A 26,910-nucleotide genomic window follows, 5' to 3' on the forward strand; every position below is an offset into this window, starting at 1 on the left:
CCGAACGAAACACGACCAGCCGACCGCTACACACTAGGGTTGTGGTTTTCCGTTTCTTCCTGTATTTTCTCAGACGGGCAGAGAAATTCCGAGGCGCTCGATGGACACTGACATAATGACCATCAAGGAAGTCGCCTCTTATTTGAAGATCACCGAAAAAACCGCCTACCGTCTGACTGCCGATGGAGAAATCCCCGGCTTTAAAGTCGGCGGGGCGTGGCGCTTTAGGAAGCAGGAGATCGACGCCTGGATTGACGAACGACTTAAGAGTGGCGGGAAGAGCGATTAAATGCTTCTTGATAACAAGAAAAACGGAAAAGTTGGCGACGAACTGAGGAAGCACCTTTCGACTGGAACCAAGCTTTCCGTCATGTCGGGATTGTTCTCTATCTACGGCTTTGAGGCCCTCAAGAAAGAACTTAAATCCGTTGACGGCGCACGCTTTCTGCTTTTTCCAACATCATCCAACGATAACGGGGATGATTTTGTCACCTTCCCGATGCTCGAAGGTGACGACTTTGAGCTACGCTTCAAGAACCAGCTCAACCAAATGCAGATTGCGAAAGAATGCTCCAAGTGGCTTGCCGAGAAAGCCGAGGTCCGAACAGCGCGCTCACCTCAATCATTTGGTCAGAACCTCATGCTGGCAAACAGCGCTGATGCAAACGCTGTCGCAATTCAGGGAAGTTCCACGTTCACGAGCACGGGGCTTGGCTACTCAGAGTCCAATCGCTTCCACATGAACATGTGCACAAAGGATGCGCCCAGCACGTCAGCAATGTTGGACTGGTTCGAGGGAATCTGGCACGACCCTCAAGCCACGGAAGATGCCAAGGGTTTGTTGCTCAAGCAGCTTGAACGTCTCAGCGCGGATCAGTCGCCCGAATTTGTTTACTTCCTGACGCTCTACAACCTGTTCCAGGACTTCCTTGAAGACATTGACGAAGAGAACATCATCAAATCTAAAACAGGCTTCAAGGACACAATAGTCTGGAACAAGCTCTACAAATTCCAGCGCGACGGCGTTCTGGGAGCTATCGACAAGCTCGAAAAATACAACGGTTGCATCATCGCTGATAGTGTGGGTCTCGGCAAAACCTTCGAAGCCTTGGCCGTTATCAAATACTATGAGCTTCGCAATGATCGCGTGCTGGTTCTTTGCCCGAAGAAATTGCGGGACAACTGGACAGTCTACACTGTCAACGACAAGCGCAACCTACTGGCCGCTGATCGCTTCAACTACGATGTCTTGAACCATACGGACCTTACGCGGTTGCAGGGGCGCTCGGGCGAGATCAACTTGGAGACACTGAATTGGGGCAACTACGACCTCGTGGTAATCGATGAGTCCCACAACTTCCGCAACTCCAGCTCTGCCAAGGAAGGCCTCACTCGCTACTCCCGTCTTATGGATGAGATCATCCGTTCGGGCGTGAAAACTAAAGTTCTCATGCTATCCGCCACGCCTGTGAACAACAGGATGAACGACCTGAAGAACCAGGTCGCGTTCATCACCGAAGGTATTGATAGCGCCTATGGCGACCTCGGCATTGGAAGCATCGAAGAAACCCTTCGAAAGGCTCAGACTCGCTTCAACAACTGGCTGCGGCTGGAAGATCATGAGCGCAAGGTTGAGGCCTTGCTGGAAACCATGAACTTCGACTACTTCAAACTTCTCGATCTGCTGACCATCGCGCGTTCGCGCAAGCACATCGAGAAGTACTACGACATCAGCGAGATCGGATCATTCCCCGAGAGATTGCAGCCCATCAACATCAAGGCCGATATCGACACACAGGATCAGTTTCCACCGCTCCGAGAGATCAACAGGACCATTCGCAAGCTGAACCTGAGCGCTTACTCGCCGCTCAAATACGTCCGTGCTGACAAGCGTGAAGAGTACAGTCGCAAGTACGATGTGAAGGTGAAGGACGGGGCCTCCGTATTCCGCCAGGTGGACCGCGAGCAAAGCCTGATCCACCTAATGCGTGTCAACCTGCTCAAGCGCATGGAAAGCTCTATCCATTCGTTTGGCCTAACTCTTGGCAAGCTTCTGGCCGAGGTCGAGATGCTTCTCGAAAAGCTTGAGAGCCATAGCGCCTCAGACATCGAAGAGCTCGGCATCGAGGATATCGAAACGGACTCGCCGGAATTCGAAGACTTCCTCATTGGACGCAAGGTCAAGGTGCTCATTAAAGACATGGACGAGCATCGCTGGCGACAGGACTTGGAAGATGACCGTGCCAAGCTGGCAGCGCTTCTGGACGAGGCGCAGAAGATCGAAGCCAGCAGAGATGCAAAGCTTCGCGCGTTGCGGGAACTGATCGCTCACAAATGCAAGAACCCGATCAATGACGGGAACCGAAAGATCATCGTCTTCACGGCATTCTCAGACACCGCTGGCTATCTCTACGAACATATAGCCGAATGGGCGCGCACGGAGCTCGGCGTCTATTCAGCTCAGATCACTGGCAGCGGTACAAACAAGACGAACCTTCCCGGTCAAAGCAGCAACTTCGACAGCCTGCTAGCCTCCTTCTCGCCAATCTCGAAAGAGCGCGCCAAAATCGATGAAGCCGCAACTGAAGAGATCGACCTTCTTATTGCGACCGACTGCATTTCAGAAGGGCAGAACCTTCAGGATTGCGACTATCTGGTGAACTACGACATACACTGGAACCCTGTTCGCATCATCCAGCGCTTTGGCCGCATTGACCGTTTGGGATCAAAGAACAAGGCGATCCAACTGGCGAACTTCTGGCCGAACATGGAGTTGGACGAGTACATCAATCTTGAAGCGCGCGTCAGCGGCAGAATGGTCCTTCTCGACATCTCGGCGACTGGCGAAGAAAACGTCATCGAACAGGACGCTGCTGGCGGCATGAATGATCTGGAGTATCGCCGCAAGCAGCTCCACCAACTCCAGAACACGGTGGTCGATTTGGAAGAGATGTCAGGTGGGGTCTCGATCACGGACCTGACGCTGAACGACTTCCGAATGGACTTGTCCGAATTCATGAAAGAGCATCTCAGCGAACTTGAACAAGCGCCGACCGGGCTCTTCGCCGCTGCATCGCTCGACGCTGGCTTGACGCTCGACGGCTTGCCGCCCGGAGTTATCTTCTGCCTGAAAAATGTCGGCAAGCCCGTGAACCGCGAAGACGGCTATGCCCTCGCTCCGTATTACCTGACCTATGTTACCGATGACGGCCAGGTGAACCTGAACTTTGTGCAGTCCAAGAAGATGCTAGACGCACTCAAGAAGCACGGGCACGGCAAACGGCAACCAGACACCGCCGCCATTGCGCGAATGAACGCCATCACCAAGAATGGCAAGGATATGAGCCACTACCGCAGCCTCTTGGAGGCTGCAGTCAGCAGCATCATCGGCAAGTCCGAAGAGAAAGGCGTCGAGAGCCTCTTCTCGCGCGGCGGCACGAACCTGACCAAGGAGAGCTTTCAGGGAATGGAGGACTTCGAGGTCATTAGCTACATGGTGGTGAACGCGCCATGAGCAACGTCCGCAGCATCGAGGACTTCTATGCGAACTTGGGATTGCCCGAGGCCTGTTCCCTCGGCAAGCGGTTGTTCAAGAAGCAGTTCTATGAGCATGGGCAGCTTGTCGCGGCTGACAAGAAGGCCTTTGTAGAGGACATCGAGGGGATTGACTGGAGCTACACGCTCAAACCGTCCACCATCAACATACCAAAGCTGGAGGACGATACGCATGAGTATCTAGAGATCGCCGTTCTCCGGGTGGCGCTTACTGCTATTGAGCGGCATGCCCGCATTGCATCGGTCATCCAGAAAGCCATCCCGTACCCGCTCTTGATCGTCTTTGTGCAAAGACAACACATGGCCATCCACGCCGCGGACAAACGGATCAACCGCGCCGATGCACACAAGATTGTGGTCGAGGCAATCTACGACACGGGCTGGATCGACACATCCGCGCCAAGCGCCGCGCAGGATGCCTTCCTGTCAGATTTCCGTGCGACCAACTTCAGCTACCGCAATCTCTACGACTTCTATCAGGACGCGGTAGGCAGGATCATCGCGCTTAATTGCGCTGCGCACTCAGGGCAGTATGCACCGCCGAGTGAGACAACAAAACCGAAGGCCGACCGTTTGGAGGCGCTACGGCAGATGGAAAAGCTTTATCAGGAGCGGGTCGAAACCCGCAACAAACTGAAGAAAGAGAAAAACTTGGGGACACAGATCAATCTGAACACCCGGATCAAGCAACTCAGTGATAGCATCGAAGCTATTCGAAAAGAAATTTGAGGAAAGAGTAATGGACGCATTGAAAAAAGAGGACGGCGAAAGCCTAAATGTCGTGGGCGAGAACATCGAAGCGCTGAAGGCGATCTTACCGGACGCGTTCACTGAGGGTGGGATCGATTTCGATGTATTGCGTCAGTTGCTTGGAGATGACGTCGCAGACAGCGAAGAGAAGTACGGACTGACTTGGCACGGGAAGAAAAAGGCACGTCAGATCGCGCTGACCCCTTCAACGGGTACGCTACGCCCATGCCCCGAAGAAAGTGTTGACTGGGATACAACACAAAACCTCTTCATTGAGGGGGATAATCTTGAAGTTCTCAAGCTTACGCAAAAGAGCTATGCGGGTAGGGTCAAACTTATCTATATCGACCCACCCTACAATACTGGGGGTGAATTCATCTATCCAGATAGGTTCCAAGACAACCTTGACACCTACTTGCGGTATACGGGACAGAAAGACGCAGAGGGATTCAAGGTTTCGACGAATACAGAATCTTCAGGCCGATACCATACCAATTGGCTTAACATGATGTATCCGCGTCTGAAGCTGGCGCGAACATACCTTGCCAACGACGGTGCGATCTTCGTTTCCATTGATGACAACGAATTGCATAATCTAAGAAGAATAATGGATGAGATATTCGGAGAAGAAAATTTCGTAAATTGCGTGTCGGTTAAAATGAGTGAAGCTTCTGGGGTAAAGATGTCGCACGTGAAAGCGAGACTCCCGAAGCTTAAGGAATACCTTCTGATTTATCGAAAGTCGCCAGATTATCAAATGAATCCCGTCACAATTCGAAGTGACAAGTGGAACGAAGAGTACAAGGAGTATCTAGATGGGGTTAGTCGAGCCGAGCTCGACGAGCTCAAGAGTTTATTTGAGGAAGAAGAGCTTGACCAAGCAAGTGTGCAGAGAGCCAACAGCCTGCTCTCTAGTGCAAAAGTGCTCACCGCACGGGACGCATACTCAAAGTATGGAGGTGAAAAGGAATTTGAGGATTGGCGTTGGGACAATGCTTGGCGAATAGTCCAAGCCGTTGGCTCAAGTTCTGTTAAAAAGCTAGCTCTTGATAACAAAGTCAAGGCCGAGCAAGACATACTTAGCGTTTTGAGTCCACGAGGTAAGCTATATTTATATAAGAGAGAGTTTAATAAAGAAACGAAGTCACCAAGAATCCAGATTCTTTTTGCTGACATCAATATTGAGCAAAAGGTTGGTGACTTTTGGCCTGATATTCGGACCACTGGTGGGATTGGTGGTGAAGGCGGTATCATCTTTCCAAATGGAAAGAAGCCACTTAAGCTCCTCAGACGAATACTTGCTTTAACGACTTCTGGCTCCAGCGAAGAAATTATCATGGACTTCTTTGCTGGAAGCGCTTCACTTGGTCATGCCGTCCTTGACGCCAATGCAGAGGATCAAGGCAATAGGCGTTTTGTGCTCGTTCAAATCCCAGAAAAGATAGAAGCGGATAACGAACTCTATGGCTTGGGTTTCAGGACTGTCTCGGAGGTTAGCATCCAGAGACTCAAAAACGTGGTGGAGGCGAAGACGGGTGTTGGGTTCAAGGTCTTCAAGCTGGATGATAGCAACATACGCGTATGGAATCCCGATGCGTCTGACCTAGAGCAAACTTTGCTCGATCATGCAGACCACTTGGTTGAGGGACGTAGTGAGCAGGACGTGCTTTATGAGCTTCTCCTGAAGCGCGGCGTCGATTTGACGGTCCCAATTGAAGAGAGGGAGATCGCTGGCAAGACTGTTTACTCCATAGGCTATGGCGTGCTCTTCGCCTGTCTGGACGAGAACATCGACAAGGCCGAGATCGAGGCTCTCGCCAAGGGAATTACCGTTTGGCACAAGGAGCTGGAGCCAGCGGCGGACACGCAAGTTGTCTTCCGTGACAGCGCCTTTGCCGACGACATCGCCAAGACGAACATGACCGCTATTCTGGAACAGAACGGCATCGCTCATGTGCGCAGCCTGTAAGATCGGAGGCTGAGCAATGAAACTGCACTTCGAAGACAATCTTGATTATCAGCATGCGGCCATCGAGTCCGTTGCGGCGCTGTTCAAAGGCCAGGAGATCAACCGCACAGAATTCACAGTCACCTACCGCTCTGGCGACGAGGCACAGGGCTCGTTCGGCGTTACCGAGAGCGAGCTTGGCATCGGTAACAAGCTTGAGCTTCTGGATGATGAAATCCTGGAGAACATGCGGGATATCCAGCTCAAGAACGGCCTTCGACCTTCGGAATCCCTGACCAGCGGTGACTTCACCGTCGAGATGGAGACAGGAACAGGCAAGACCTACGTGTATCTGCGCACTATCTTCGAGCTCAACAAGCGCTACGGCTTCACCAAGTTCGTGATCGTTGTGCCCTCCGTCGCGATCAAGGAAGGGACTTACAAGACCCTCCAGATCACCCGCGAGCACTTTGAAAACCTCTACCCTATGGCCAAGGGCTACGAATACTTCCAATACGATTCAGGCAAGCCAGGTACGGTGCGCAACTTCGCCACCAGCCCGAACATCCAGATCATGGTCGTCACGGTTGGCGCAATCAACAAGAAAGACGTGAACAACCTTTATAAGGAGAGCGAGAAGACGGGAGGCGAGAAGCCCATCGACCTCGTGCGTGCGACTAACCCCATCATCATCGTGGACGAGCCGCAAAGTGTTGATGGCGGGATGACTGGACGCGGCAAGGAAGCGCTCGAAGCGATGAACCCTCTTTGCACGCTGCGTTATTCGGCCACCCATGTGGACAAGCACCACATGGTCTACCGGCTGGACGCAGTGGATGCCTATGAGCGCGAGCTGGTGAAGCAGATCGAAGTGGCATCACTTGAGGTCGAGGGCGGTCATAACAAGCCATACGTGAAGCTCATCTCTACCGAGAACAAGCGCGGCTCCATCACAGCCAAAGTCGAGGCCGATGCCGTGAGCGGCGGGAAGGTCAAACGCCAGATTTTCACGGTCGAAGACGGTGATGATCTGGAACAGGAAACAGGCCGCGAGCTTTACGCCAATTTCCGTATCGGTACGATCACGGTCGGCAAAGACAATCAGACCATGGAACTCAGTATGCCGGGCGGTGAGGAAACGCTACGCCCTGGCGATGAAGTTGGCGGCGTGAATGCCGATGACCTCAAGCGGCTCATGATCCGCCGCACCATCAAAGAACATCTGGATAAGGAAATGCGCTTTGCCGCGCAGAAGCGCGAAGTCAAAGTGCTGAGCCTATTCTTCATCGATAGCGTTGATTTCTACCGTCAGTACGATGCGGACGGAAACATCGTAAAGGGCAAGTACGCCCTGATGTTCGAAGAAGAATATCGGAAGCTGGCTAAGCATCCCGATTATCAAACCCTATTCGAGAAGGTCGATCTCGATATCGAAGCCGATGAAGTCCACAATGGCTACTTCTCCATCGATAAGAAGGGCGGCTGGACTGAGACGGCGGACAACAATCAGACAAACCGGGACAACGCAGAGCGCGCTTACAACCTCATCATGAAAGACAAGGAAAAGCTGCTTAGCTTTGACTCCAAGCTGAAATTCATCTTCTCCCACTCGGCCCTCAAGGAAGGCTGGGACAATCCGAACGTCTTCCAAATTTGCGCCTTGCGCGACATCGGGACGGAGCGCGAGCGTCGTCAGACCTTGGGACGCGGACTTCGCCTATGTGTCAATCAGGAAGGTCAGCGACTTCGAGGTTTCGACGTAAACACCCTCACTGTCATCGCCACGGAAAGCTACGAGCAGTTCGCCGACAATCTCCAGAAAGAAATCGAGGCCGATACGGGCATTCGTTTTGGCGTGGTGGAGAAGCACCAATTCGCCAACCTGGCCGTCACTGCCGAAGACGGCACCACCAGACCTCTCGGTGTTGATCGGTCAGAAGAGGTCTGGACCTATCTCAAGGACAACGGCTTCGTTGATGCCAAGGGCAAGGTTCAGGACACGCTCCGCACGGCGCTCAAAGACAACACCCTGACTCTGCCCGAGGACTTTTCGGAGCAGGAAGACGGCATCAAAGACATTCTGCGCAAGCTGGCTGGCAAGCTCGACATCAAGAACGCGGACGAGCGGATCACGATCCGCACCCGAGAGGCCGTACTTGAGTGCGAGGGCTTCAAGGCGCTTTGGGACCGCATCAAGCATAAGACGACCTACCGCGTCGAGTTTGACAATACCAAGCTCATCGAAGATTGCGCGCGTGCCATCACGGACGGCCCCAGTATCACCAAGACCCGCGCACAGTTCCGCGTTGCGGACATCGCCATCGGGAAAAGCGGTGTTCAAGCCAGCGAGACTTCGGCGTCGGGATTTACCTCCATCAGTGAGAGTGACATCGAGCTTCCCGATTTGCTGACGGATCTTCAGGATAAAACCCAGCTCACGCGAAAAAGCTTGGTCAAGATTCTGACGGACAGCCGTCGCCTACCGGACTTTAAGAAGAACCCGCAGGAATTCATCGATCTGGCGTCCGAGGCCATCAACCGTACAAAGCGTCTCGCTCTGGTCGATGGCATCAAGTACCAACGTGTCGGCGACGATCACTACTATGCTCAAGAACTCTTCAAACAGGAAGAGCTGACGGGCTATCTCAAGAACACGCTAGAGACGCAGAAATCCGTCTACGAGCATGTCGTCTATGACTCGGCTGGCGTTGAACGGCGTTTCGCTGAAGAGCTGGAAGCCAACGAAGCAGTGAAGGTCTACGCCAAGCTTCCAGGCTGGTTCAAAGTCCCGACACCTCTCGGCACCTACAACCCCGATTGGGCTGTTCTGATTGAAGATGACAGTCAAGAGAAACTCTACTTTGTGGTCGAGACTAAAGGCAGCGGTTGGTGGGATGACCTTCGTCACAAGGAGGGTGCGAAAATTGCCTGTGGCAAAGAGCACTTCGCGGTTCTGGCTCAAGGCGAAAACCCTGCCAAATACATCCACGCGACTTCCGTCGATGACGTTTTGAAGCAAGCATCGTAGAGAAATAGATGACAAGCGTGCAGAATGAGTATGAGGAACTTTCCAGATTTACGAAAGATAGCTTGACGAGAGCTCTATCGGCTGTGGAGTCTTCAATCGTCGGCCTCGATAAACATTCCTGCGCTCAATTTTTGGCGGATGCCCATGCTACGCCAGACGCTCTCTCCGCTGCCTATGAGATAAAAAAGTTGGCCGGGCAAATAAACGTAACTATTCACGCCCTTGGTATACTTTCTTGCCTCCCCCACATTCTACGTCAGGATGAGCGCGTAGAGTATGTATCACTAGGGGCGGGAAATACAGGAAGGCAGTTCGATCTCGAAACCAACCAGAGAATTGCAGAGTTCAAGTTCATTCATTGGCGTGGGGGGGCCGAATCGATTCGCCAAAACTCGATATTTAAGGATTTCTTTGAGCTGCAGCAGGAGGAAACCGATAAACAAAAATTCCTTTATCTGCTTGGAACAGAATATGCACTTAAATTCTTTAATGGAGGCAGGGCGATATCTAGCGTATTGAGCAAGAACGAGAAGACCAAGCTCCGTTTTTCCGAACTACATGGCGAGAAATATTCAACCGTTCGCCAGTACTACCAAGAACACGAACATGAGGTTGCAGTAGAGGATGTTAGTCGCTGGATACCTCAACTCCTAAAATAGCGCCCTAGCTATTCAACCAGGTCTAAAATCCCTTTTCCGCTCAATTTATTCTCTCGACCTTGCCAGCCAAGCAGATATCCACCACCATTTGAATACGACGACCAAGCCCTCAGCTCACTTCTGCCGAGCGCGTTAATGTCTTCGTTCGCGTCGGCACTCGCAACGATTATCACAGAGTTTTTCTGGGGTGGCATCCTACGCCAGAAGCGGCTGTTGCAATCAAACGACAGAGCGGCAGAGCCTATGTTAGCGCCGTTAACAAGGTAATTATTGCGTGCACCTTCAATAAGTTTTGCACCAGACCTTGGTTGTTCCTGAATTGCATCGGCTGAATAATCGATCAGCGGTACGGATGTATTAATTTGCGTGACGAATACGATCCCGTTGGTTGAGCGTAGCGCTAGGCTCGGCTGCTCTTTAATCGTAAAGACAGTTCCTTGGGTCCGAAGTTTCTCCGAATACTGTTTCGCAGAGGCCAACGATCCATGCATACACCCATTTGTATATTGCTGCACCCAAGTAGAATGCCACGCATTTCGTCCAGTCGATACGTAGTAGATGATGCAGGAATCAATGGAGCTGATCTTGCTACTTGCAAGCTCTGATAAGTTCTTCTGATCGAATGTTGATAGTTGGTTCATCTGCTCTTCTTTCATGGAAAGTTTAGCATAGCCTATGTTTTAACCTAGTGAGTTGATGTCCAAAGTGTCGGCTTTTCCACGTTATTCCACCGAGCGCACCCTTCGGGTCGGGCTGTCGTGTACCGAGCCTGAAGTCTCGGCCATGCGGCGTCCATCCCTTGCGCAACCAAAGCCAGCCGTGAACGGCTGACACTTTTCCGTCTTGTTTGGGGCCTTGCAGGCCCGTCCTCCGTCAAGACCACGCCCTTCGCTTGAGCTGCGGGCGAAAGCCATGGCCGTGGCTCGCCTTCGGCTGCGCCCGCTCCCCTCCATGGCTTTCGGTCTGGACGGCCGTCCCCCCGCTCATTGGCGCGGGCCTAGTCCGGTTGCATGCGCAACCGAGCTTTGAAGGAAGGAAAAAGCCAATGAGACAAGACATTTATCAGAAAGTAACCGACAAGATTATTGCTGATCTGGAGAAAGGCGAGCTGTCATGGCTCAAGCCATGGAGCAGCGGAAACCTTGAAGGCAAGATCGTCAAGCCCTTGCGGCACAATGGCGTGCCCTACAACGGCATCAACATCCTGATGCTTTGGGGTGCCGCCGTGGAAGCAGGATATCTCTCCCCGTTCTGGATGACGTTCAAGCAGGCCAAAGAACTTGGCGCACACGTCAAGAAAGGCGAGCGCGGAAATCCGGTGGTGTATGCCAACACGATCACCAAAACCGAAGAACAGGACGACGGGTCAGAGGAAGAGCGGAAAATCCCCTTTATGAAAGGATACAGCGTCTTCAACGTCGAGCAGATCGAAGGCTTGCCCGAGCATTACTATTCCAAGCCAGAAGCCATCATCGACCCCGCCTTGCGGATCAGCCACGCGGAAGAATTCTTCGCAAACACGCGCGCAGATATCCGTCATGGCGGGAACAGCGCCCACTATGCTGGCGGCAGCGATCATGTGCAGATGCCGCACTTCGAAACCTTCAAGAGCCCTGAAAGCTACTACGCCACGCTTGCCCACGAGCTGACCCATTGGACGAAGCACAAGAGCCGACTTGACCGCGAATTCGGACGCAAGCGTTGGGGCGATGAAGGCTATGCCCGCGAAGAGCTTGTGGCCGAAATTGGTGCAGCATTTCTATGCGCCGATCTGGAACTGACTCCCGAGCCTTGCACCGACCATGCCGCTTACATCCAAAGTTGGCTCAAGGTATTAAAGGAAGATAAGCGCGCAATTTTCAGCGCCGCCGCCCACGCGCAGCGCGCCGCCGACTTTCTGCATGGCCTGCAACCGCTGATCGAGGAAGAACAGAAAGAAGGAGCCGCCGCCTAGGGCGGCGGCTCCCACTAACAGACACTAACTCTGAACTCAGTTCGAGTTAGAAAAAATCACACGGCCATGATATGATAAATATATGAATCTATTTAATATTTCTAAGGTCTCTTTCCTCGCTGAGTCACTTATTGCTTTTGCGCTTACAAACGTCAAAGCAACATTTTTCTCGATCACCGCTGTTTATTGGGCGCTTGGCGCTCACGGATACCTTCGGGACGATACGTTTGAGAGCTTTATCGATTTCAGCCTTTTCATGCTTGGTTCACCCATAATGCTGGCTTCATGGATGGCGCTCTTGAGCATTGTCTTTACCTTTCCAGCCATCATGATTTCGGCACCGATATATTGGTGGCTGACGACGCGTCGCTCGATTCAACTTTGTTCGAGCGTATTGATATCGACAGTAGCTTTCGCGATAGTCAGCTACTTTTATTTAGATCAAGACTTCTACGGAACTTTTCCAATCTTCTGGGGCGTTGTTGTCGCAGGCTCTCTATACGGTTTTTTTCTCTACAGTTGGCTTGGGAGCATCGAGAATGAACTTGATCAACCAACTGAGACATCAAAAAAATGCAGCTAGCTCGTCGGCCAGCTGCACTGGTTAGAAAGCTGGGCCGCGACAGGCCAGCTCATCTTCGATATTTCGCATGCTCTGAAGAGCATTGCAGCGCTCTTGGCTTCCGCGCGGAGCGACGGCAACGGCGTTGAAGGCTTCTTTCAGAAGTCCATGCAATTCTGCCGTGCTGCGGGATGCCGCTTCAAATCGTGAGACGAGTTTCATCGTATCCTCCTTTGTTTCAAGGAGGCCCCGAACCGCTCAGGGCCTTTCGGCCCGCGCACACACAATCATCGGCCAGTGAAGGCGCTGATGGGTCGGGAGACTGTCTTGGAGCTATGGAGAGATGCGCGTGAAGCGCGGCTTCGTCGGTTTGGAGAGGATCACCGTGCAGGCGGTATTGATACGGCTTGATGGCAGCAGGCTTCGGAGACATTTGCCCGCCTGCGTATGAAAGCCAGCGGCGCATTGCTCCAGATGCGGATTTCAGAAGGTGAGCGTAGATCGGGACGCTTTGACGAGCGCGATTTGGTCAGGTTTGGCCGCTAATATCTCGGCTGGTCTAGCCCTTCGCGTCGAAGTGGCTTGCACTGATTGCCCTTAAATCCCTGGCCGAATGCGGCTCAGCATTCAATGTCCTGCCCGCACCACCTGGCTTCGCCAGCCGTGTTGAACATGAACCCTGATCCTTTGCCTTCGCCCGCACGGGAGGGCGTTAGCAAGCCAACTTAGAAAGCAAAGGAGAAAACCATGGCACGCGAAAAAACGAACCAAAACCTGCCCTTGAACGCGCCCGACTATCTGGCGTGGCACGTCACCCAGAAGGGCGAGAAATCCTACTGGAACAAAGTCGGAGCCGCTTGGCAGCACAAAGACGAACGAGGCTTTACGCTCCAACTCGAAACCTGCCCGATCAATGGCCGCATCGTCCTGCGCCTCCCGCTGGAAGATGCTCCCGAGAACACAAACGACGCGGGGCGCTCATGAGCGCCCCCATCGAACCCCAAGAGTACCGCGTCGATCCTTCGCGCCTGGCTTCTGGAACATGGTGCCATACGCGAAACCGACAGATTGGCGAAGGCGATATCGCGGCGTCCTACAGCGCCGACAAGATCGCGCAAGGAAAGGTCAGAAAGCCATTCTCTTGGAAGAACGGCTTATGGGTTTGCACTGGCACAAACAGCAAATCCGCTGAAGCATATCGCCTCGTACCTGAGCGCTTCTTTGACGGCGAGCCCACGACCTACAACGAAGTCGCGATGCTGCCCTACGAACAGCGTATTAAGCCCGAAGGCTTCTATCACGGCATGCGGGTCCGTCATGGCAAGCAGGACTGCGTTCTTGTCGGACCGAAAGCACTCTTCTTGCCAGAAGAAGAGAGCGAAGCGCTCAGACAGGCTGATCTGTTCGATCTCCTTTAACAAGGGCGCCGCCTGAAAAATGCGGCGCTTCCTTTTGTTCACTATTTGTTCTTAACTCTGGCAAGCAATATTTGCTTTATTCATTCGATGTGGAATGCGACTGAAAACAGAATTGCGAAGCGATACATTGATGATGAGCACATGCGCATCCTCACCGAAGCCGTAGCCGATTGCGAACAAGACTTCGATGTCCGCTCGAATAGTGTCTATGAAGCGCTCGATTACTTCCAGGAACAATCGAGCCGCAGTTGGGGCTTCACCTTGTTTCGACAAGGTTTGGAGGACTGGAATCCAGCCGCGCTGCACGAGGGACTCCGTTTGATCAAGCAGCATATTGGCTACAGGACTTAGGGAGTCGATCAACAAGGCCCGCAGTCGTCATCATCGCTCCACCAATCCTTGAGCGCGCGCGGCTTGAATTCCGGCGCAAGAACATCGGGCTTCGTTCGCCTTGCATGAGTCAGGCGAATAGCCAGCCGCACGGTATCTTCGGCGGCCAGTTTGAAATGGTCTCGTAGTTCATCGAGAAGACGAGCATGGGTCTCGTCCAGGTTCAGCATCAATGTGTGTCGCATGAGCGACCTCCTTTCTACTGGTTAGAACTCTCGCCCCCGATAAGGCCCACGATCTCGCGGACGCTGACGTTGGCGTTCGCGCTGACGATCATCGGCGCGGCGGCGTTCCGTTCGTTTGGTCTCTTGGGATCGCACATCCGCACGGGTAGTCGGGTACTTAGGCTCGATCTTAGGCACTTTGCCTTGCTTCATGAGCATATAGTTCGCGATCTCCTGGCGTAGCGCCATGAGTTCCTTGATCCGTTCTTCGCGCATGGCACGAATGGCCTGTTGCACACGCTGGCGTTCATCAAGTTGCCGTGAAATCATCTTGTCGCGTTCGGCCTGATCACGCTTAAGCGCGTGCCATGCATCATGTTCGTTCTGGGCTTTCAGCTTTGAATATCGGCCAGTGAACTGACTCCACCACTTGCCCACGCCCTTATTTGGCAGACGCGAGGCACGCGCAGCAGCTTCACGGGTTTCTCGCTGCTTTTGGAGTTCTGCCATCCCCGTACGTTCGGTGCGATGGCGTTCCACCATTTGCGTGCGGCGAAACTCAATAGACGGACGTGCGCGCTTGTATCCTTCTTCAATCTCGGCGCGTTGACGGCGTAAACCGTCCGCCATGAGCGCGGCAACATGTTGGCGTTGCTCATCAACCTTTGGAAGTTCTGTGGCGTTCGCGAAGCGGGCATTGACGTCTTTTGCCTTCACGCCCGCCCAGCGAGACAAGGAGAACGCTTCACCGCGATAGTCCACGGCAACCAAGCCCCGACGATCCCCTTTCGCCAGATAGTAGCCGCGCTGTTCCAGGGCGGATTTGAGGCTTTCCGCAGAATCCGAACGCTCCCAAGTGTCCTTGAACATGGCCTTGACCATGCGGGGGTCTAGCTTGGCGCGTGCCGCTTGTTGCCACTCCGCGCGAGAGAACGTGAGCGGATTGCGGTTCTCACGATCCACCATTCCTTTAGGCATCTCCCAGCCGTGGCGAAGGTAAAGCTCACGAGAAACGTCCATGAGCTTCACTTTCGTGAAAGACATCTGCTTGGCCGTCATGGTGTCGGTATCAATGCGAGACCAGACAGCATGGGCGTGACGACGCCCTTCCTTTTCATGGAAAACGACAGCACGCGGCTGACCATCAAGGCCGAGCTTTTGTTCGGCCATTTCGATGGCTGTCTCGAAAGTCTGGGTATCGACGTGGACACCCTCGGGAGGGTTCAGGCTGAGAGAGAATAGATGTTGCTTGCAGCGCGTGCCCTTCGAGATCGCTTCGGCTTCGGCGAGAGCCTCATGCAGATCATCTTCGCTCATGAAGCCGCGAAGATCGTGCAGCTCCACATGCTCATTATCGCGGACATTCATCAGATGCTTGGAAAGCTCGCGGGCATTGCCGCGCTGGGAACCTTTGAGGATCATGGCTGACCTCCATTCCCGAGCGCGCGGAGCAGTTCAGCACGCATCTCGGCGACTTCATCGCATGCCTTGCGCAGTTCTTCTTCAAGTTCCGGCGAAACAGGCATCGCGCCTGTATTGGCCGCGCGTGCAAGCTGGTTCAGGTTCTGGGACAGGCGCGAACCGCCCAGCGTGCCGAGCACTCGGCCAAGAGCCTCGTGATCCTTCACGGGATTGGTGTTTCGGCGGCGCACCTTCTCCAAAGGTTCATCAAAGAGCTTGGCCTTGATGTAGGCACCAAGCGGCACGCCGTTCGCAGCCTCTAGCAGCGCGGCTTTCTCGTCAAAGCTCAGTCGGAGCGAGAATGGCGCTTCTCGCTTCTTGACTGGCTTTCCAGCTACTTTGTTAAAATCACGTTCCGAAATGCTCATCACCGCACCCCGGATCGTTGTCCTGATTTACGGTGTTGATAAGTGAATCACAGGTCTTGAGAACGGCTTCCCATTCTTGCAGGATGTCAAAGAGGGAGTTCGAACTTTCTCCCTCTAGCTGCACCATATCCCCAAAAAATTCATCTAATTATCAATGCGTTGTGTTTTTGATTCTATTTACAGCCCACCCCTTGGCCCACCTTCTGAAAATACCATTCTCAACTTCCTTGTTTGCTATCCGAAAAATCGGCGCGAGTGCCAACTGTGGTATACGAAATTGGTTTTCTCGAAGCCTTGCGACACTTCCACCTCAGAATTGGCAGGCCTTAACTGACAGAAAAGTAAGCTGATTCTCGGGGCTCGATACCTCAAGCTAAAGGACTTTTCTTTAATTCTCACTTTCGTCCGAAACCTAAGCATTCTGAAAAAATGTAGGTGGTGCTATATTGAGCATCCAAAATCAGAGCTTCACTTTAACCGCTACAATTTCTCCCACACCGATTAAACACTTGAGTCGCTACAGTGATCGAGTTGCACAACAAAGGGGTCGGGTTGCGGGCATAAGGAGCGTTGGCTGCAGCAAAAAAGTAGGCAGCTGGCACATTACAGCTAAAGGTCACAATAAGGAGATGAGGTTTTTCGGTGAATACCCAATTCCCAGAGAAATCGCTGGTCGCTACAACCCGATCCATGCAATGCTATTCAGGTGAAAAACCCAGCTAATACAAACGTTCAGGTGCTAAAATGTTGAAGCGGATGTGGGCGATGATCACCTGGAAACCATCGCGTAAGCATCCGCAAGATTTCTATTGCCTGACACCCTATCTGAACAGCCTAGACCCGATTGAAAATCCCCGCACCCGGATCCGCGACGGACAAAAGGAACGCGAAGCTGGGCGAGACAGAAGGACCGGCAAAACAATCTGGTTGCCGCTTTCTGATTAAGCGTCCTTCGTGCGTCAGCGATAGATCTGCCCCGACCATCGTCAGGTTCGCTAACCCGCGCCTTCGTTTTTCGGCATTGTGCAGCAAACACAGCGACCGTGATTTGCGTAACACAAGCGGATGGGGTGCTCTTTATCAATTTCTTTTTCTTGTTCTTTGTCTATGTCTTGATGGAAGTACGTTCGCGTCGCGTTCGTAGAAACCGCACATTGATTTCATTACAAAAACTCAAATCATTTCGGTTTTAACGATCACCGATTGCTACTGAAACCGGTGCGTTTTTTCCAACCTTGTATTCATCCGGAAGTTCCAATGGCCCTAACCGGCCATTGACCGTCGGCAACTGGTGCTGTGACGCGGCCCGCCGAACCTGCCATTCGCTGCAAGCGCAAATTCATCGGCTGGCTGAACTCACACAATGCGGACAAAACGGATGTACAGCATCACCGAAAGGTGGATGATCTCGAGATTGGTTTTAAGAATTTGAAAGAGGCAGGTCTAGGCATAGGCAAAAGCAAGCAAAACTCCTGCCCCGCCCAAGTAAAGTTCTTCTGACAAGACGCTTGAAAGATCTGCGTTTTGTAGCGCCGGATCGCTATTCAGCTCCCCGTCCGCCCAGAACTGATCTCTTCAGATGATCGCCAGCAGAATCTTAGTAAAGACCCGCGACCTTTGCCCTCAGTTTTATCAGTGATGCAACAGTGTCGATTGTGGGTGTTGCGATCCCGGTCAGTTGCCCCAATTCCTGTACTGAAGTGACCAAGGCATCAATTTCCATAGGTCGGTTCAGCTCCAAATCCTGCCACATCGAGGTCTTGTGTGCTCCGACAGCCGCTCCTCCGTCAATGCGCTTTTCGACATCAATCGGGAACCTAACCCCCAGTTTTTCACCGATTTCCTGAGCCTCTAGCATCATTCCACGTGCCACGGAGCGTGAACCTTCATCAGTACACAAGACATCAAGTGTTGAGTGGGTAAGTGCGGAAATCGGGTTGAACGACAAGTTGCCCCATAGCTTCAGCCAAATTTCGTCCCGTATTCTTGGTCTTACGGGCGCGCGTAACCCGGCGGTGGACAATGCAGCCGAAAGATTGGAGGCACGGTCTGATTTAGTGCCATCGGGCTCACCCAAAGAAAAACGATTGCCTTCGACATGCTTGATCAATCCCGGAGCAATGACTTCCGCGGCCGGATAAACAACACAGCCAAGCACACGATCCGGTCCGAAACCGTTCCATTGCGCGTCTCCCGGGTCTACAGATGACAATCTCGTCCCCTCGAAGGGACCGCCCAGCTTGTGGAAATACCACCAGGGTACCCCGTTCACTCCGCTCACTATTGTCGTTTCATCCCCAATCAGTGGCTGGATCGAGTCCACAACTGCTGGAACGGAATGCGCTTTCAGTGTCACAAAGACATAGTCTTGGGGGCCGAGATCGGCGGCATTGTCCGAGGCGCGTATTGGCACGTTGATCGGGTCCTGCCCATCCTCATGGAGAGTCAGCCCTTTTTCTTGCATTGCAGCCAGATGTGGGCCACGTGCAACGACACTGACGTCCACGTCAGTCTGCGCGAGCTTCGCAGCAACGTAACCTCCGATAGCTCCGGCACCAAAGATGCAAACTTTCATGTGTCTAAGCCTTTGCCAGTCCCAATTTAGCGGCCAGCCCAATCCTTTGTATCTTACCAGTCGCACCTTTTGGTATCTCTTCGAGAATAACCACTGAAGTCGGCACCTTGAATTTTGCGAGCCGTGCGCCAACAAAATCCCGGACGTCCTGACCTGCAATCGTCGCTCCTTCTGAGAGCACCACCGCCGCCGCTATGTCTTCGCCCAGTTTCTCGTGGGGAACGGCAAAACAAACTGCCTGAGCAACGTCCGGATGGCTTAGAAGCACGGCGTCAACTTCAAGTGGACTGATTTTTTCTCCACCGCGATTGATAAGCTCCTTAAGGCGTCCAGTCAGTAGCAGATAATCCTCTTCGTCGAACGACCCTTGATCACCGGTGCGAAACCAGAGTTTTCCATCCGCTTCAAAGAAATTGTCTGCATTTGCCTGCGGGTTGCTCTCATACCCAGGGGTCACGTTCGGACCGCTGATAACGATTTCTCCGACATCCCGCGAAGCGATCAATACATTTTCCGTTTCGTCTGCAATTCTGACTTCAGGGCCCGCTGCTACTCCGACGTATCCGGGCTTTTGCTTTTGTGGAGGAAGCGGGTTGCAACACATTTGATGCGTGGCCTCAGTCATACCGTAGGCCTCGATGACAGGCGCATTGAATGTCGCCACCAACTCTTCCATGACCGGCGCGGGCAACGACGCAGAAGACGACCGCAAGAAACGCAAGCGCGATTGCTCAATGACTGATTGGTTTCGGGCGGCTCGGGCGAGAATAGCTTGGTGCATTGTCGGAACCGCCGTGTACCATGTCGGATCAACCTCAGCGACCTGTGAAAAAAAGCTAAGAGCGTTGAACCCAGGGGCGCAGCTAATTTGCGATCCGGCGCCTAAAGAAGCCGCGACTGCTGCGATCAACCCATGGATATGGAACAGCGGCATGATGCTTAGACAACGATCATCGATTGTCAGCTTCAAAGACGAAGCCACGTTCCGTGCCGACGAGTAGATATTGGCCTGCGTCAAAGGAACGATCTTGGGGCGCGACGTTGTTCCTGATGTATGGAGTATCAGGGCGACGTCATCTTCACCCGGCGCTGATGTATCAGCCACTCCAATTGGGTCACAGGCCAAAACGGAAAACTGTCCAGCTGGACGAGAACTATCGCTAGAAATCCGCAAGACGGCCACACCCAGTTCAGTCGCCGCTTGCACGGCTGGGCCACTTTCGTTTTCGCTTACTACAAGAGCCTTGGCTTTCAAGTCTTTGAGATAGAATACATATTCTTCGATAGTATAAGAAGGGTTTAAAGGCGCCGTCGTCGCCACTTGGGCGACGGATATGAATGCCGTCGCCATCTCTGGTCCGTTAGGCAACACAATTGCCACCCTGTCGCCGCGCCCTATTCCGATCTGATGCAGATCCTCTTCGACCTTCGCGCAATGCTCGCGCAAACCAAGGTAGCTTAACCAAGGCTGGCCAGGGGCGCCAATGGCATTTGCCGTGTCTGCATGGTGTGCAATCAATTCAGCGACTAAATGGGGCATCTGTTATCCGTTTACACAAGCATCGGTTTCTTTCGCAATGTTAGGTCGTCGCAGCAGGTTCTAAGTCACGCGTACGTTCAGGCTGCCCAGCTTGTCGACGGCCAAGACCATAACATCCCCTCGGTTGACGGGACCAACACCAGAAGGTGTCCCTGAAAGGATAACGTCCCCGGCCGCAAGCTCGAAGTAGTCGCTCAGATACGAGATCATCTCGGGGACTTTCCAAATCATCTGGTTCAAGTCGCCTTCTTGCCGAACTTCACCATTCACCGTCAGAGTAATCGGACCTCTGTCGAGATGCCCGACCTCTGATGCCTTGTGAATTGGTCCGCATGGCGCCGAGCGCTCAAACGCTTTCCCAATTTCCCACGGGCGGCCCATCTTTTTCATCTGCCCTTGCAGGTCGCGACGGGTCATATCAAGCGAAAGGCCGTACCCAAAGACATGATCCAATGCATCGTCCACCGAGATATTCGTGCCGCCGGACTTGAGCGCAACAAGCATTTCTGCTTCGTGGTGCACGTCGGAACTGTGCGGAGGGTACGGGAATTCCCCTGAAGGGTCCAAATTGTTTGGGTTCTTTTGAAAGAAAAATGGAGGTTCCCGGTTCGGGTCATGGCCCATTTCAATTGCATGCGCCGCGTAGTTTCGCCCAATGCAGTAGACACGCCGGACAGGGAACGTGCCGCCCCCCGATACGGGTATGACATGCACCTGCGGCGCGGGAATTACATGATCGGACATCGCTTTCCTCCTGAACGCTTGACTGCCAAAGATCGGATTTCCGAACGGTCAGATACCTTCCGATCGATGCCACGCCACATTCAAACGGGCGCGGCGGCTTACCAAGTCATCGCCAAAATTCAGGCTGTTTTGCAAGACCAACGGCTACAATCTGCCCCGACCATTTCCCGAATTGGTTGGGCGCCAGCGCTACTTCAGCTGTCGGACTGGATGCTCGTAGGCAGCACCCGCGAATAAACCGATTTCAGGTGATCCACCATGGCACTGGCCGCAAGCTCACAGTCGCCCTTTGCTATGGCAGACACGATCACATCATGTTCGCTAAAGCTGGAATAGTTTTCTGCGGGCTTTAAAGTTTCGCGTGGCTGCCCCCAAACAATCGATCTTCGAACCGAATTCAAAGTCTCAAAGAAGTATAAAAAGAGCTGGTTACGAGTGGAGCGGGCTATAGCGTAATGCAAATTATTGTCCCAAGCTTCGTACGTGCGCCAATCCTCTGCGGTACGACATTTGTCCGCGCATAGCCTCATTTGCTCACGATCGGAACGTGTGGAATGGAGCGCTGCGAGGCGGCTAAGCTGCGGCTCGATAGTAAATCTAACAGATACAACCTGCTCAGGTTTAATTTGGTTGCCCAAATAAGTTACATCGGTGAGGTTGAGAACCGGCCTGGAACCAACAAATGTTCCCCGCCCCACATGACGCCAGATCAGCCCCTGGGCCTCAAGCTCTGCCAACGCTCTTCGCAACTGATTGCGAGTGGTCCCAAGTTTTGAACACAGCTCACGTTCAGGTGGGAGCCTGTCGTTATGCCTGTATCCGGCATTGTTAATCAGGTCGCGTACACGGTGCGCGAGTTCGGTTGGTGCACTCATATCTCCACCCAATTTGGCGATTGGTTGATTGATTGAAACGCCAAGTCGGAAAAAACTCAAGGGCAAGAGGAAAGCAAGAAACGAGTCGCCGGACAGGATCCGTGACCACGTCTTGACACAAGCACGAGGGAGGAGTGCCGAGTGCGGTTAGCAACTGTTTCCGTAGAGGGCCACGCCGTTTGCGTGGCAATACTAAACGATGGCGGCAAGTTGGACGTTTTGCGCGCAGCGCAAGTGCTTGGCGAAGCGCTGGACGCAGGTTCAATGCAGCATCTGATCGCAGGCGGAAAAGAAACGCTCGGCGTTTTGAAAACCCTCGTTTCATCGGCCGAAACGGGTAATCTAAACGACGCACTGGTCCCGGATGACGCGCCGTTTCTGGCACCAATTCCTTCCCCGCGTAAGAACGTTTTCTGTGTCGGGCGCAATTATGCTGAACACATCGCCGAGGGCGAACGTGCCCAAAACCAAAAAATTGGCGTAACAGAGCATCCGGTCTTCTTCACAAAACCGCCGACATCGATTGTGGCGCCAGAGGCAGACATTCTGATATTCCCCTCGGTCTCACATGCCATTGACTATGAAGTTGAACTGGCAGTTGTGATTGGAAAACCGGGGCGAAACATAGCCAAGGCTGACGCATACGACCATGTATACGGCTATACGATCCTCAATGACATCACCGCACGCGACATTCAACGCCGACATGGTGGGCAGTATTTCAAAGGCAAAGGTTTAGATGGGTCTTGCCCATTGGGCCCCTTCATAGTGACCGCTGATACAATCAGTGATCCGCACGCTCTATCAATCGGATTAACAGTCAACGGCGAACAGCGCCAAAACGGATCGACGTCGGACATGATTTTCGACATTCCAACGCTGATCGCATCCCTTTCAGAAGGTATGACCCTGGAACCTGGCGACATAATCGCGACCGGCACACCGTCTGGTGTCGGATACGCCATGGACCCACCACAGTTCCTGAAAGACGGGGACACTGTGGTTTGTGAAATTTCAGAAATCGGCACGCTCAGGAATACCGTGCGCGTCGTTTAAGTGGCTCCTGCATAGCTGAATCTGCGGGTTGCCAACCATGCAAGGGAGGAAGACTAAAATGATGAACAGAAGGACTTTCACAGCGTCCTTGCTTTCGGCGGTTCCGGTAGCAGGAGCACTAGGAACACAGGGCTTTGCGCAGGACTTGCGTAAAATTACCTTCGTGCAGCCAAGCCCTTCGGCAATCAATTCATTTCCGGTTTTTGTCGCCATCGGCGAAGGTTATTTCGCTGATGAAGGGTTGGATGTGACCGTCGAGGCGATCAACGGCTCAGGAGCCGTGCTTCAAGCATTGTCCGCCGGACAGGCTCACTTCGGTCGCCCCGGTCCTGGCCCCTTAATTGCCGCACGGTCGCGGGATGTAGATGCCGTACACATCTACAACGTTGCGGCACGCAGCAACTTTGGCATAGCCGTGCCAGAAGACTCTGACATCCAAAGTGTTGAAGAGCTTCGAGGTAAAGTTATCGGAACAGGTACGGCCGATGGCGCAGAAGTCGGCTTTGCACGTAACGTGATGACCGGAGCAGGCATGAAAGAGGGTGAAGACTTTACCTTCCTTACCGTCGGCGACGGTGGCCCGGCGACCGCGGCTTTCCTAAACGGCGAAATCGACGCTTACTCTGCTTCGACGGCTGATACGGCAATTCTGAACCAGCGCGGAATGGCGGTGCGTGACATCACGCCTGCGGAGTTCGGGCGTTTCTTCGGTAACGGCATCGCCACAATGGCTGACACAATCGCCAACGACCGTGAATTGGTCGAAGCTTGGAGCCGCGCGTTCGCACGTGGTCATGCATTTGCACTGGATGATGCCAACCGTGAAGCTGTTTTGAAGCATTTGGCGGATGGCAACCCGCAGGAAGGCGAGGACAAGGAGTTCCAGTCAGCACTGTTCGATGCCGTACGCTCGAAAACTATCGCGGCGGATCCGAGCAATGGCCTGGGGTGGTATCCCGCCGAAGTCTGGCAAGAATGGCAAGACGCACTGGTCGCAGGGGGCGAAATTCCGGGGCCACTTGATGACCTGAGCGCTGCCTGGACCAATGAATTTGCTGCAATCGGCAACGAGGCTGCCAGCAAATGAACGCTGCAGCCGCAAAAGAGTTTTCCGGCGCGCCCTTGGGCACGCCGGTCTACGAATTGACCCATTTAAGCAAGACCTATGCACGCAACCTTGTTGTTGCGCTTGAGGACATTAATCTGACGCTACGGAAAGGAAGCTTCACTTCTGTCATTGGGTCCAGCGGGTGCGGGAAATCCACTCTGCTCAAGATCATGGCGGGTCTGATCCCTCCCACCAAAGGGCGTGTGATCCTACAGGGCCTGCCAGTGACCGGTCCCCGTCGAGACATTGGTATGATGTTTCAACAGGCGACACTATTTCCCTGGAAAACAGCGGTGGAAAACATCGTGTTGCCAATCGAGATCCGCGACGGAAAGGCAGCCGCCAAGCAAGCAATGGGCAAGGCTCACGAACTATTGGACATCGTGGGCTTGAAGGGATTCGAAAACGTATACCCGAACGAATTGTCGGGCGGCATGGCTCAGCGCGCCTCAATCTGCCGTATGCTGATCACAGAACCAGCTGTACTTTTGTTAGACGAACCATTCAGCGCTCTGGACGAGCTGTCACGCGACATGATGAATATGGAACTGCAGCGGATTTGCCATGAACAGGATGCGACTGCTTTTCTTGTAACGCACTCTATTCAGGAAGCCGTGATTTTGTCCGACGAAATCGTCGTGTTGAAACCACGCCCGGGCAGGATTGCCGAAATTGTGAAGGTCGACCTGCCACGCCCACGCACGTTGGATATGATGACCACACCCAAGTTTGGCGCTATTGTAGACTACATTCGCGGCCTCCTGGATAAGGGAGAAGAAATGTGAGCGACGTTCATAACTACTCACCTGCCCTAAAAGACCCCGACACCGCAGAAGACACGGTATGGGAACAAAAAGTTCACTTTATCGACTCGGTCCCACGCTGGCTGGCGATGACCTTTGTCTTCGTGGTTTTCGTCGGCACTTGGCAAATTGTTACGAGCCTTAAGCTGGTTTCCCCAATCATTCTGCCTACACCGTTGGAAACCCTGAAAGATATGATCTTCGTGGGACAAAATCTATTGACTGGCGGCTACATGCTTGGGGCGCTGTGGATCACAATCAAAGAAGTTATCTATGGTTTTGCACTGGCAATCGCGATCGGATTTTCGCTGGGCGTGTTGGTGGGGGAAACGGCATTTGGTGAAAAGGCAGTGATGCCTTACCTGGTGGCGATAGATACCATGCCAAAAGTGGCATTTGCCCCACTCTTTGTAGCGTGGTTGGGCTTTGGTATTGAATCAAAGGTCGCACTTGCTGCCTTTATCGCGACATTTCCAATCGTGGTCGGTACTGCGGCTGGGCTTCACGCCGCCGATGAAAACGCGCGTATGCTTTTCAAGACGATGGGCGCAAGTCGGATGCAGACATTGTTCAAGATGAAACTGCCGACTGGCCTGCCGCAGATTTTTACCGGCCTCAAGATCGGAGCAGTCGGCGTTATGGCCGGTGCGATCACAGGAGAGTTCCTGGGGGGCGGTAAGGGATTTGGTGAGTTGATCCGTGTTGCGGCATCGCAGCTCAATACTCCGCGCGTGTTCTCCTTGATCCTGTACCTAAGTCTCGTTGGTCTCGCTGTATTTGCGACGGTGGTTTGGACACAGCGAAAACTGGTGTTCTGGCACAAAGAGCAGGTTGGCAGAGATGACTTCTGAGCCAGTGAAAATAAACTGCCAGACCTTGCGTGAATTTGTGGCGAGCGCGCTCGAAACTCGAGGTGTTCCAAAAGCGGATGCAGATCAGGTGGCCTCGACGATGGTTGAGGCCGACATATTCGGATATGGCACCCATGGAGTCTTTCGCTTGCGCCAGTATCTTGCCCGATTGGCCGGAGGCGGGTGCAACGCCAAACCAAACGTTACCGTCATACATCAGTCTGTCGCGACCGCGTTGATTGACGGCGATGACGGCCTTGGGCATTTGGCTATGTCGGCGGCGCGAGATCTTGCGATAGAAAAGGCGAAAGAGGCAGGTATCGGATGGGTCGGTGTTCGGCGCGGCAATCATGCTGGACCTTTGGCACTTTATGTGCGCCCACAAGCCGAAGCTGGAATGCTTGGCATGGCCGCAGCGGTGGGCAGTGCTAACCACGTTCCGCCCTATGGCGGAAGCGACTTGCTTCTTGGCACCAATCCTATCGCCTTCTCTGCACCTGCCGATGGCCCCGACCCGTTTGTGTTTGATATGGCGACGACAGTTGCCGCGATGGGTAAGATCAAGACCCTGTTGCAGCAAGGCGAACCTATGCCCGAAGGTTGGATGGTTGGGCGTGATGGCAATCCGTTAACGGACCCTGCTCGCAAATCAGAAGGGTTTCTTTTGCCGATCGGAGGTCCGAAGGGTTTCGGCCTTTCCGTGGCCATAGGGTTGATGGCCGGAGTCTTGAACGGCGCTGCCTTCGGCTCTGACGTAGTCAACTTCACATCAGACACAACCTCACCCACAAACACAGGGCAATTCGTAATGGCGCTTGATCCGGCGGCCTTTGGAATGGAAAAAGACTTTGCTTCGAATGCAGCCCGCGTCTACTCTGAAATGCGCGCATCCGCCCCCCTGCCCGGTCATGACCCGGTACGCCTGCCCGGAGACGGAAAAACGGCTGCAGCTGAGGCCCGTCGCAAAGACGGTGTAAGCCTCAACCCCGCTCTTTGCCGAGAACTTAACAATCTCGCCCTGGACTGTGGACTGCCTCCCCCGTTTCCTGATGTTAACACTGACTAGCGGCATATCTGAGGGAAGCCGGACTGCACTTTTGA

At 53.3% G+C, this 26,910-nt stretch carries 25 protein-coding genes; 16 read left to right on the plus strand and 9 right to left on the minus strand.

The window, feature by feature from the left end:
- Nucleotides 1-115 precede the first annotated feature (115 nt).
- From AC2FIZ_RS16730 to AC2FIZ_RS16755, 6 genes are read left to right on the plus strand one after another with little or no spacing between them, the layout of a single operon-like run.
- Complete coding sequence (locus AC2FIZ_RS16730; RefSeq protein WP_496791364.1) at nt 116-289, plus strand: helix-turn-helix domain-containing protein; 174 nt, start codon at nt 116-118, stop codon at nt 287-289.
- A complete protein-coding gene (locus AC2FIZ_RS16735) occupies nt 290-3,514 on the plus strand; it encodes an SNF2-related protein (RefSeq protein WP_496791365.1) in 3,225 nt (1,074 codons plus the stop codon).
- Complete coding sequence (locus AC2FIZ_RS16740) at nt 3,511-4,284, plus strand: DUF4391 domain-containing protein (protein ID WP_496791366.1); 774 nt, start codon at nt 3,511-3,513, stop codon at nt 4,282-4,284. The genes AC2FIZ_RS16735 and AC2FIZ_RS16740 overlap by 4 nt, the downstream gene beginning before the upstream one ends.
- 10 nt (nt 4,285-4,294) lie before the next feature.
- The gene (locus tag AC2FIZ_RS16745; protein ID WP_496791368.1) at nt 4,295-6,274 is read left to right on the plus strand and encodes a site-specific DNA-methyltransferase; all 1,980 of its coding nucleotides are present in this window, start codon (nt 4,295-4,297) and stop codon (nt 6,272-6,274) included.
- A gap of 16 nt (nt 6,275-6,290) precedes the next feature.
- On the plus strand, nt 6,291-9,281 hold the full coding sequence (locus AC2FIZ_RS16750; protein ID WP_496791369.1) for a type III restriction-modification system endonuclease: 2,991 nt from the start codon (nt 6,291-6,293) through the stop codon (nt 9,279-9,281).
- 8 nt (nt 9,282-9,289) lie between these two features.
- A complete protein-coding gene (locus tag AC2FIZ_RS16755) occupies nt 9,290-9,940 on the plus strand; it encodes a hypothetical protein (protein WP_496791371.1) in 651 nt (216 codons plus the stop codon).
- Nucleotides 9,941-9,948: 8 nt separating this feature from the next.
- Here the strand turns inward: AC2FIZ_RS16755 and AC2FIZ_RS16760 are convergent, their stop codons facing one another.
- Nucleotides 9,949-10,596 carry a hypothetical protein gene (locus AC2FIZ_RS16760; RefSeq protein WP_496791372.1) on the minus strand — a complete coding sequence of 216 codons (648 nt, stop codon included), beginning with the start codon at nt 10,594-10,596 and terminating at the stop codon, nt 9,949-9,951.
- Nucleotides 10,597-10,985: 389 nt separating this feature from the next.
- Between AC2FIZ_RS16760 and AC2FIZ_RS16765 the strand changes: the two genes are divergently transcribed.
- Nucleotides 10,986-11,894, plus strand: coding sequence for an ArdC family protein (locus AC2FIZ_RS16765; RefSeq protein ID WP_496791398.1), 909 nt, complete (start codon nt 10,986-10,988; stop codon nt 11,892-11,894).
- Between the two features lie 82 nt (nt 11,895-11,976).
- The gene (locus AC2FIZ_RS16770) at nt 11,977-12,477 is read left to right on the plus strand and encodes a hypothetical protein (RefSeq protein ID WP_496791374.1); all 501 of its coding nucleotides are present in this window, start codon (nt 11,977-11,979) and stop codon (nt 12,475-12,477) included.
- A 21-nt stretch (nt 12,478-12,498) separates the two neighbouring features.
- On the opposite strand, the gene AC2FIZ_RS16775 is transcribed toward AC2FIZ_RS16770, so the two are convergent.
- On the minus strand, nt 12,499-12,678 hold the full coding sequence (locus tag AC2FIZ_RS16775; protein WP_496791375.1) for a hypothetical protein: 180 nt from the start codon (nt 12,676-12,678) through the stop codon (nt 12,499-12,501).
- Between the two features lie 525 nt (nt 12,679-13,203).
- On the opposite strand from AC2FIZ_RS16775, the gene AC2FIZ_RS16780 reads away from it, so the two are divergent.
- The 3 genes from AC2FIZ_RS16780 (at nt 13,204) to AC2FIZ_RS16790 (ending at nt 14,225) form a co-directional block, all read left to right on the plus strand.
- Nucleotides 13,204-13,440 carry a hypothetical protein gene (locus AC2FIZ_RS16780; protein ID WP_496791376.1) on the plus strand — a complete coding sequence of 79 codons (237 nt, stop codon included), beginning with the start codon at nt 13,204-13,206 and terminating at the stop codon, nt 13,438-13,440.
- On the plus strand, nt 13,437-13,874 hold the full coding sequence (locus tag AC2FIZ_RS16785; RefSeq protein ID WP_496791378.1) for a hypothetical protein: 438 nt from the start codon (nt 13,437-13,439) through the stop codon (nt 13,872-13,874). Before AC2FIZ_RS16780 ends, AC2FIZ_RS16785 begins: the two co-directional genes overlap by 4 nt.
- An 87-nt stretch (nt 13,875-13,961) precedes the next feature.
- Complete coding sequence (locus AC2FIZ_RS16790; RefSeq protein WP_496791379.1) at nt 13,962-14,225, plus strand: hypothetical protein; 264 nt, start codon at nt 13,962-13,964, stop codon at nt 14,223-14,225.
- Nucleotides 14,226-14,233: 8 nt separating this feature from the next.
- On the opposite strand, the gene AC2FIZ_RS16795 is transcribed toward AC2FIZ_RS16790, so the two are convergent.
- The 7 genes from AC2FIZ_RS16795 to AC2FIZ_RS16825 form a co-directional block, all read right to left on the minus strand.
- Entirely contained in the window at nt 14,234-14,449 is a 216-nt protein-coding gene (locus AC2FIZ_RS16795; RefSeq protein ID WP_152612202.1) for a DUF3313 domain-containing protein, read from the minus strand.
- A 21-nt stretch (nt 14,450-14,470) separates the two neighbouring features.
- On the minus strand, nt 14,471-15,850 hold the full coding sequence (locus AC2FIZ_RS16800; RefSeq protein ID WP_496791381.1) for a relaxase/mobilization nuclease domain-containing protein: 1,380 nt from the start codon (nt 15,848-15,850) through the stop codon (nt 14,471-14,473).
- The gene (locus AC2FIZ_RS16805; RefSeq protein WP_480720432.1) at nt 15,847-16,257 is read right to left on the minus strand and encodes a hypothetical protein; all 411 of its coding nucleotides are present in this window, start codon (nt 16,255-16,257) and stop codon (nt 15,847-15,849) included. The genes AC2FIZ_RS16800 and AC2FIZ_RS16805 overlap by 4 nt, the downstream gene beginning before the upstream one ends.
- 1,597 nt (nt 16,258-17,854) lie before the next feature.
- Nucleotides 17,855-18,832 (minus strand): 2-dehydropantoate 2-reductase, encoded by a 978-nt coding sequence (locus tag AC2FIZ_RS16810; protein ID WP_496690122.1) that lies wholly within the window; start codon nt 18,830-18,832, stop codon nt 17,855-17,857.
- Between the two features lie 4 nt (nt 18,833-18,836).
- Nucleotides 18,837-20,372: an acyl--CoA ligase gene (locus AC2FIZ_RS16815; RefSeq protein WP_496690121.1), complete on the minus strand. Its 1,536-nt coding sequence runs from the start codon at nt 20,370-20,372 to the stop codon at nt 18,837-18,839.
- Nucleotides 20,373-20,432: 60 nt separating this feature from the next.
- The gene (locus tag AC2FIZ_RS16820) at nt 20,433-21,116 is read right to left on the minus strand and encodes a fumarylacetoacetate hydrolase family protein (RefSeq protein WP_170383457.1); all 684 of its coding nucleotides are present in this window, start codon (nt 21,114-21,116) and stop codon (nt 20,433-20,435) included.
- 194 nt (nt 21,117-21,310) lie between these two features.
- A complete protein-coding gene (locus tag AC2FIZ_RS16825; protein ID WP_171188346.1) occupies nt 21,311-21,991 on the minus strand; it encodes a FadR/GntR family transcriptional regulator in 681 nt (226 codons plus the stop codon).
- Nucleotides 21,992-22,132: 141 nt separating this feature from the next.
- On the opposite strand from AC2FIZ_RS16825, the gene AC2FIZ_RS16830 reads away from it, so the two are divergent.
- The 5 genes from AC2FIZ_RS16830 to AC2FIZ_RS16850 all read left to right on the plus strand — a co-directional run bounded on the left by AC2FIZ_RS16830 (nt 22,133) and on the right by AC2FIZ_RS16850 (nt 26,875).
- Nucleotides 22,133-23,047: a fumarylacetoacetate hydrolase family protein gene (locus AC2FIZ_RS16830; protein WP_496791382.1), complete on the plus strand. Its 915-nt coding sequence runs from the start codon at nt 22,133-22,135 to the stop codon at nt 23,045-23,047.
- A gap of 61 nt (nt 23,048-23,108) precedes the next feature.
- Entirely contained in the window at nt 23,109-24,134 is a 1,026-nt protein-coding gene (locus tag AC2FIZ_RS16835; protein ID WP_281995638.1) for an ABC transporter substrate-binding protein, read from the plus strand.
- On the plus strand, nt 24,131-24,940 hold the full coding sequence (locus AC2FIZ_RS16840; protein WP_496791383.1) for an ABC transporter ATP-binding protein: 810 nt from the start codon (nt 24,131-24,133) through the stop codon (nt 24,938-24,940). The genes AC2FIZ_RS16835 and AC2FIZ_RS16840 overlap by 4 nt, the downstream gene beginning before the upstream one ends.
- A complete protein-coding gene (locus tag AC2FIZ_RS16845; RefSeq protein ID WP_496791385.1) occupies nt 24,937-25,809 on the plus strand; it encodes an ABC transporter permease in 873 nt (290 codons plus the stop codon). Before AC2FIZ_RS16840 ends, AC2FIZ_RS16845 begins: the two co-directional genes overlap by 4 nt.
- Nucleotides 25,799-26,875, plus strand: a complete 1,077-nt coding sequence (locus AC2FIZ_RS16850) for an Ldh family oxidoreductase (RefSeq protein WP_281995635.1) — start codon at nt 25,799-25,801, stop codon at nt 26,873-26,875. Before AC2FIZ_RS16845 ends, AC2FIZ_RS16850 begins: the two co-directional genes overlap by 11 nt.
- The last annotated feature ends 35 nt before the right edge of the window (nt 26,876-26,910 follow it).

The sequence above is a fragment of the Ruegeria sp. CDSB022 genome, from assembly GCF_059611145.1.